8 protein-coding genes are annotated in these 8,003 nt (G+C 31.7%); all 8 read right to left on the bottom strand.

The genetic code is table 11. From position 1 onward, the window contains the following. A partial coding sequence (gene tssD / locus AQ1689_RS13425; protein ID WP_394364670.1) for a type VI secretion system tube protein TssD occupies positions 1-123 on the bottom strand: 123 nt, incomplete at its 3' end. Between the two features lie 306 nt (positions 124-429). After that, positions 430-1,047 carry a hypothetical protein gene (locus tag AQ1689_RS03705; protein ID WP_145993724.1) on the bottom strand — a complete coding sequence of 206 codons (618 nt, stop codon included), beginning with the start codon at positions 1,045-1,047 and terminating at the stop codon, positions 430-432. Positions 1,048-1,209: 162 nt separating this feature from the next. Continuing rightward, a complete protein-coding gene (locus AQ1689_RS03710) occupies positions 1,210-2,118 on the bottom strand; it encodes a hypothetical protein (RefSeq protein WP_101955232.1) in 909 nt (302 codons plus the stop codon). Next, complete coding sequence (locus tag AQ1689_RS03715) at positions 2,105-4,852, bottom strand: hypothetical protein (RefSeq protein ID WP_101955233.1); 2,748 nt, start codon at positions 4,850-4,852, stop codon at positions 2,105-2,107. Before AQ1689_RS03715 ends, AQ1689_RS03710 begins: the two co-directional genes overlap by 14 nt. A gap of 14 nt (positions 4,853-4,866) precedes the next feature. After that, entirely contained in the window at positions 4,867-5,370 is a 504-nt protein-coding gene (locus tag AQ1689_RS03720) for a DUF4280 domain-containing protein (protein WP_101915669.1), read from the bottom strand. A gap of 10 nt (positions 5,371-5,380) precedes the next feature. Next, positions 5,381-6,301 carry a hypothetical protein gene (locus tag AQ1689_RS03725; RefSeq protein WP_145993726.1) on the bottom strand — a complete coding sequence of 307 codons (921 nt, stop codon included), beginning with the start codon at positions 6,299-6,301 and terminating at the stop codon, positions 5,381-5,383. A 22-nt stretch (positions 6,302-6,323) separates the two neighbouring features. Continuing rightward, complete coding sequence (locus tag AQ1689_RS03730) at positions 6,324-6,923, bottom strand: hypothetical protein (protein ID WP_101955235.1); 600 nt, start codon at positions 6,921-6,923, stop codon at positions 6,324-6,326. 69 nt (positions 6,924-6,992) lie between these two features. After that, a complete protein-coding gene (locus tag AQ1689_RS03735; protein WP_145993727.1) occupies positions 6,993-7,652 on the bottom strand; it encodes a hypothetical protein in 660 nt (219 codons plus the stop codon). Positions 7,653-8,003: the final 351 nt, after the last annotated feature.

Raw genomic sequence — 8,003 nt, forward strand, 5'->3', positions numbered from 1 at the left:
TCCGCCATAAACATTAGAGGCTATTTTACCTTTTTTATCCGTATCTCTACTAAATACGTATTCTGTTTGTAATACGTCAAATTCTTTTCCTCCTAGCTCTAATGAAGCTCTAAATGATCCCATAATTTTTGTTTTTTTCTAATTAATAATTATTTTTTTTTGCCTCACCAATAATGTAACTAGTATTATAAAATTGATAAACAAAAGATATTACCCATAACAATAGATAATTTTCTAACTAAAAAAATAAACATGTTTTACTAGGGAGAAATTCCCAAAACAAGTATACTCATAACACAGGACTAGCTTCGCCTGTTTTTATACAAGTATGACAGTTTATTTTACAAAGAAGAAGAAAATTCTAAATTGTCATTTGCTCTGTAAATATACTTTATTATTCTATAATACAGAAACATATAGCTCTAAAAATTATATTTTTCCTTTAAAAAAAGTGAAAACGATTATTATTAAAAATAAAATATTACAGAGTATTATATTATGTAATATTTCATTTGTATAATGAATATTATTATTTAAACCCATATCTAAATTACCTTGAAGTACATTTAGTTTAAGCTGGTATTGCTTCTGTAAACTATCAGTCACTTTATACAATCGAGATATTTCATTTTTTAACAATGTTATTTCTTTTGCGATAAGATAAGGACCTAAGGTTTTTGTTCTTTCCCCTCCTCCCTCAACATTTTTCTGTTCTTTTTGGGCTGTAGCTGAAAGCCCTGCAAATTTAATAATCGTATCTATATATAAGCCAGCATTATCTGCACCTATTTTTAACCCTCCTGTAAAGCCTGTTTCGACAGATGCTACGTATTTGGTACTACTATCACTACTTAAACTTCCTCCTATAAATAAAAAACCTACAAGACCACCGCCCAAGGTAAGGCTTGCTTCTACTCGCATTTTTAATGCCCCGTCAAAGTCTATCGTTCCTTTACTTAATTGCGCCTGCGCTGCTACTTGCATTGAAAAAGCCACCCCTACATCGATATTCCCTACAACTTCTATAAAAAAAACTTGCTTCTGCACCTGCTGCATCAAGAATAATATCTGCTAGGCATAACCCCATGTGCCTCCAAAACATAAAGCAGGTTCAGATACTTCGATTAGATAAAAAAAGGTATTCCCCAAATAATATTAGGGAATACCTACAAGTAATACATAATTTCCTAAACTAAAATAGTGTTTAGACTACCAAATACGCCACTTTTTATCGCGCTTATCTTTGTATATAAACAAAGGTAAAGAATAGGTTTCATTACCCGTATCTGGGTCTTTAGCCCAAATAATACGACCACCGTCATTAAGGCGTTCTAAGGTAGCAACCCTACCATTACCATATAAGCGTAAAGTGTAATTTTCAATAGGCTGCATATTCCCTTTAAATTCTTCTGTGGTAGCTTTTTTATTATCTTCTAATATTTCATTAATCCAATCTAGGGTAAGATACCCAGAAATCATTAACCTATCAAATAGTGGTCTATGCAGTATATTAAATTGATCATAATCCGTTATCATCAAATTAAGCATCCCTTTAAATTGACCAACCACTTCCTTTGTTAGTTGTTCTTTATCCATTTTTGATAAATCTATGGCATTGTCTAGCTCATTTATTTCATAAGGAACTCTTGCGTTAAAAATGGTATCGAACTGAAAATAAGGCAGGGCTGCTTTAATTTGTGGCATTTCCCATTCCATAACAATAGTACTGCCTCCAAAATCATTTTCTTTATCTAACATATCAGGATAGCGTAGCAAACGAATAGTAATATCCGCATTTTTACTTAATACGTTTCCTTGTAAAGGAGTTACTCGTATGGATAATTTTTGCTCTCCGCTTTTAAGTATTTTATAATTAATCGGAGGGCGTACAGAATATGCAGGATAAGGATCATTATATTTTAAAGCAAGAAAATCGTTTACTCTAATTTCGTAATGGCAATTTTGATTATTAATTTGTAAAAAATAACCCGATTTTTCTTTTGTCTTATCTATGGTACTACTACTTGGTAATTTTTGCATAGCTATCTTTGTTTTTTTAAGTTCTTTGCATCCTAGTATTAAAAATAAGGAGATGATGATTGTATTAAGCTTTATCATTTTTTTGTAAATTAAAATAGTGTTTATTTTTTAACAATGTTATTTCTTTTGCGATAACATAAGGACCTATGGTTTTTGTTCTTTCCCCTCCTCCCTCAACATTTTTATGTACTTTTTGGGCTGTAGCTGAAAGCCCTGCAAATTTAATAATCGTATCTATATATAAGCCAGCATTATCTGCACCTATTTTTAGCCCTCCTGTAAAGCCTGTTTCGACAGATGCTACGTATTTGGTACTACTATCACTACTTAAACTTCCTCCTATAAATAAAAAACCCACAAGACCACCGCCCAAGGTAAGGCTTGCTTCTACTCGCATTTTTAATGCCCCGTCAAAGTCTGTCGTTCCTTTACTTAATTGCGCCTGCGCTGCTACTTGCATTGAAAAAGCCACCCCTACATCGATATTCCCTACAACTTCTATAAAAAAACTTGCTTCTGCACCTGCTGCATCAAGAATAATATCTGCTACAGGAATAAAACCTGCACAGGTTATTAAATTTAATTTCCCAGAGGCTTTAAGTAAAGGAGCTGCTTTAAAAAAAATATTATAGCTTGGTAACACATTTGTTGCATCTAATTGATTCGGTTGAAAACCCCATGTGCCTCCAAAGGATAATGCGGGTTCAGATACTGTTATCGTAATTGGTAATTTCGATAGTTTTAGTTTAGACGCCCACTTACCTCCTCTATCTTTTGCGAGTTTTTTTATTCGTTCTTGGTACTTTAATTTTTTTGTTTTATCATCATATTCATTTCCTGTCATAACGTCCATCAACTCTTTTGCTTTGGCAAAAGCATATACAACATCATGAATTTTTTGTCCAAAATCTGGTGCAAAATCAAATTTTATATTATCATAAGCAACATTAATACCTAATTTTAGGTTTAGCTTTCTTATGGCTTGTTCTTTCTTTTTTAAAAAATCGGGTTTAGCTATTTCTCCAAAGGCTTTTACTTCATCCAGCGTTTTTTTACGTGTTTCGGTAAGGTCGCTACGCCAATCTTCTTTGTATTTAGGGTCTATTTTCCCGACAGAAAAAGAGATTCCCCAGGTAATATTAGGAAATACTTGTAATAATACTCTTTGGCTTGGATACCTACACGTATTTATTGGTACTACATAATCTTGTGCATTTTTTTTAGAGAGTAAAAAGTAATTAAACATCCATAATTTATCTAACAGTTTATTATTTATTCCCGATCTTTCTGCTACTTTCGTATTATAATGATACCCCATATCTAAGAGTATCGTATTCTTTTTTACTTCATAGGTACTATATTTTTTATCGGTAGCACTTCCTTTTTCAACCAACCATTGCGGAGAGACTTTAGTTGCATCTATTAAGTTTTTTTTGGTGTGTGGCACTGGTGCTACACATTTTATTTCGCCATCATCATTACCATAATCGGTAATACTAAGGTCTTTTAGCGTAATTTCTAGGGTTTCTCTTTTACTTTCTCCTGCTACAAAACTAAAAATTTTTGTTGTGTTATCGTTTACTTCTATAGTACTATCATCGTTTTCATTAAAAATTACTGTAGGTGTTTTTTTACCATCTTTATTTTCACCTACGACAACTTCTATTGCTGTAAATTTACAAGAATGAGTTTCTTTACAGGTATATTTTTTGTCTTTTATTGCCGCTAACATTTTACCTGCTTCGATAGTACGAAAACCAATTGCCTCACCCTGTGTGGTATATGGTAATTGTACATATAGTGGTAGCTGTTCGCCTTTACTATCTATCGTTTTAAAATTAATCTCGGTACTTTGGTACTTAGCTGCTGCTGCTTTTACATCGCCAAAAGATTTCCCTAAAAATGATAAATAGGTATTGTCTTTTCTCCAATCTTCTTCGGTTATAGTATAAGCCACCAATTCTTTATTAGGTGATTTTTGGACAAAAGCTGATCCTATTTTACTCCCTGGTATTTCTTCTCCATTATAAACTGCATCTTTATTAAAATAATGTGTTGCTTTTATTACCGCATAATAACTTTTTGTTTCATCGCTATTATTATGTGCTACCTCATTACGCCAACTATCTTCTAAAATAATACCTGTTTTTATGGTACCGTTTAAATCTTTAGCCCCTTGAGCAAAATCTACATAACTCCTAAAAGGTTCTTTAGTTACTTTTTTATTCTTTTCTTTATTATATATATCTATTTCAAACACTACATAATTATGATAACTTAACGTTACATCGGGTAACGAATGTGTGTTTATTATCAAATTTATGGTTTTACCATATTTAGATTTTACAAGGTCGTTACATTCACCAATAGCTGCCCCTTCAAAATAGGCACTTAAAATAGCTGGTTTGCCTTTTATTGTAAAACACTTACCTACTGGGTGTTTAAATTCAGGGTACAACACAAAAGCTTCTAACCAATACTTCTTACCTATACTACCCGATAAGTTACTAATATTAATACTTGTAGATTTAGCGTAATTAATACCTATGCCGTATAAATTGAGTGGTTTTTTTCCTTTTAAAGACCACTTTCCCCAATGCTCAAACTTATTTTCTTTTGTCATTGACCTTAATTGGCTAAGGTATTTTTCTTCTACCCAAATCCATTTTATATTTTTTCTTTGTACTGCTGTAGTACTTTCATAAACATAAGCAGAAAAGCTTAAACTTTCATTTGTGGGTATAATAACCAGATTATTATCGGCTTGAAGGTTCGTATCTCTTGGGGCTATTTTAGCAATTCCTACTGGCATAGTTTTTTGTTTTTTTATAGTGTATTTGCTTTTATTAGTGAAGATGCTATTGGCTTTAAAGCTTCATTTGGGTTTACCAATGGGTTTATCTGACTAGCTGTATCTTCTTCTTTTTCTTCTTGTTCAAAATTTTGCGCTACTGGTTTACCCGTTTGCCCGTGATATGTAATTGATACACAAGGTGCACCTGCTATAGCACAAATAGCTTTACTACCTTCTAACAAAGGGTTACCTCCATTATCTGATAGGGTTATTTTATCATAAAAACCTTGCCATTCGGTAATAATTGGCTGACATGGTTTATAACCCCCAGGAGTGGGTTGCATTTTACATTGCCCAAAGGTTTTTGCCTCAAAAGGCTGCCCAATTTCTTTATTGGTAGCCATTAGTTTTTCTGCACCATCGGGGTCATTTATATATCGTTTGCTTTGTGTTTCTACAATTAATTTATCTGGGGAATTACCAAACTGACATTCACATTCTGCTCCGTGGCAGACTAATTTCCCTGTTAATCCCATATATTTTTTTTTAGGTGTTTAACCATTTATAAAAGCGTTGCTTTATGGTTCGATTTTTATTCTCTTCTTTTTTTTGTGCTTTTTCTGTTTTAATATCTTTTTCTCTAAGATGCCTTATTGTAACATCAATGGTTTTTAACACTTCTTTATTTTCATTTATTAATTGTGCATTACTACATACTTCATTTATTAAAAAACTGGTTGCATTAATTTCATAATCAATATTTATACAACTTCCTTCTTTTTCGCTTGCCCCTTTATGTGTAACTGAAATAGTATTATTGCGTACATAATTTTCAGAAACTTTCATTTCTCCGTTATAGAATATACAATTCTCATAAGAATTAAATGAAGGAAATAGTTTCGATACTTTTTTATCACCTATGTAGCCTTTTGGAAAATACACCGAATTAAAAAATGTTGCCCAAAACCAGTCTTTTTCCATACTCGTTTGTAAACTATAAGCTGATTCTAGTTTCTCCTCTAACAATGTAAAAAAACGATTGGCATAAATACCTGTATATTCTTTTCTTTTTAATGTCATAAATTTATTAAATCGCTGGGTAATTTCTTCAAAATTTAAAATACCAATTAATTTACCTGTACTACTAATCGCTAATTCTATAGGATACAATACCTGTAACATAAACTCTTCATTAATTTTATCTATTACCCGCTCTGTATTGGCTTGATTAATATACACCTTGGTTTTTTCAAGCTGAACAATCCAGTGTTTTTTTTCAATATCTTTCTTTAAATAGGTAACAGTAACCTCGTACTGTATTTTCTGAGTGTATTTAGGGGTTTTAAATAGCGTGACTACGCCGTAAGTTCTAATACGTTCGCCAGAAAAAGTATCTAACTCATAATCTGACACATTATTAAAACCTACTTCTAGTGGTAACCCATAAGGAAGTGTTTTATTCATCATTTTTCATAGCTTTATAATACCTTTAATTTTCACAAGGCTCTAAGACACCTCCTTTTTGGGTGGCTAATACTTTACCCGAATTACCGTCTAAAACTTTAACTTCCATAGGAAAACCTTGACCAATACCAACACCAGTAGTATCGGGATAAATAATTTTCCATACATTCCGTTTAAACTCTTTAGAATACATTTTTTTTATACTTGTATCATAAGTACTTGTAGGCTGGTACCCCAAGGTAATAGGTATGTTATTTGTTACACAGTAGTTAAGTACATCTTCCCAAGTAAAAGTATACCCTTCTTCGAAATTTTTTTCATTTATTAGATTGCCTTTTTGATCATATTCATACCAAATCCCTTTTTGGATACCTAACGATCCATGATTAAATAAAACTCCTTTCATTTTAGAAATTCCATTTAAATAATATGCTTTTAATATAGAAAAGGGTGAATTACTAAAATATATTACTTCTTGAAAGGAAGTAACTGATGATGTTCTATCTATTGTCTTACCTTCTAAATTAATTATTCTTGTCGGATTCTTTTCAAAAGTTTCAATATCAAAAGCTTCAAAACTACCATCTATAGTTGGTATGTAAAAATTGTGTTGTTTTTGTGGCATGTATATCGTTTTACAACCAGCGAATATTAACATTAAAAATATCAAGTTTTTCATAGCTTTATAATACTTTTAATTTTCACGTGGCTCTAACAATCCTCCTTTTTCTGTTTTTAAAACTTTACCTGTGTTACCATCTAAAATTTTAGCTTCTAATGGCAGGCCTTTACCAATACCAACGCCTGTAGTATCCATATAAGTAATTGCCCATACTTTTCTTTTAAATTCTTCTGATTCTTCTTTTTGTATGCTGGTATGATGCCCACCTTCTCTGTTATAGCCTAAGGTAATAGGTATGTTATTTGTTACACAGTAGTTAAATACATCTTCCCAAGTAAAAGCATACCCTTTGTCATAATCAATCGTTTTTATTAACCGTCCTTCACGGTCGTAGTCATACCAAATGCCTTTTTCAACATACCCAGATCCATGATTAAAAGAAATCCATTTACTTTCAATGTTACCATTGTCATAAAAATTTTTGGAAATATTAAAAGGAGAATTGTCAAAATAAATACCTTCACTGTATGTATTACCACCTACTCTTAAAATGGTTTTATTTTGATTTTTTCTTAGAGAAAAACCATTTTCATTTTCTTTATTATACTCTTCTAACTTAAAAGTTTCAAAACTATTATCTATAGTTGGTATGTAAAAATTGTGTTGTTTTTGTGGCATGTATATCGTTTTACAACTCGTTATAATTAATAGTATTATAATTATTTTTTTCATAATGATTATTTTTATTCGGAGGTTGCAGCGGCATTGGCTATTGCCCATTGCCAGTGTTGCAAACTAAAACGGGCTGTTTTATATGCGGGGTTGGTTGCAGCTTTAAGATGTGTAAAATCCTGAAATAGGTTGACTAAAATTTAAACACTTTTAGTTAAACTATGGACACAAAGACAAAACTACCCTGCCGAAAAAAGAACTACAATAAAGTAGGTTTTGAACTCAAATTATTCATCATTGACCAAATTCATAATGTGTAAAATCCTGAAATAGGTTGACTAAAATTTAAACACTTTTAGTTAAACTATGGACACAAAGATAAAACTACCCTGCCGAAAAAAGAACTACAAT

It is taken from the genome of Tenacibaculum finnmarkense (assembly GCF_900239185.1).
GTDB lineage: Bacteria > Bacteroidota > Bacteroidia > Flavobacteriales > Flavobacteriaceae > Polaribacter > Polaribacter finnmarkensis.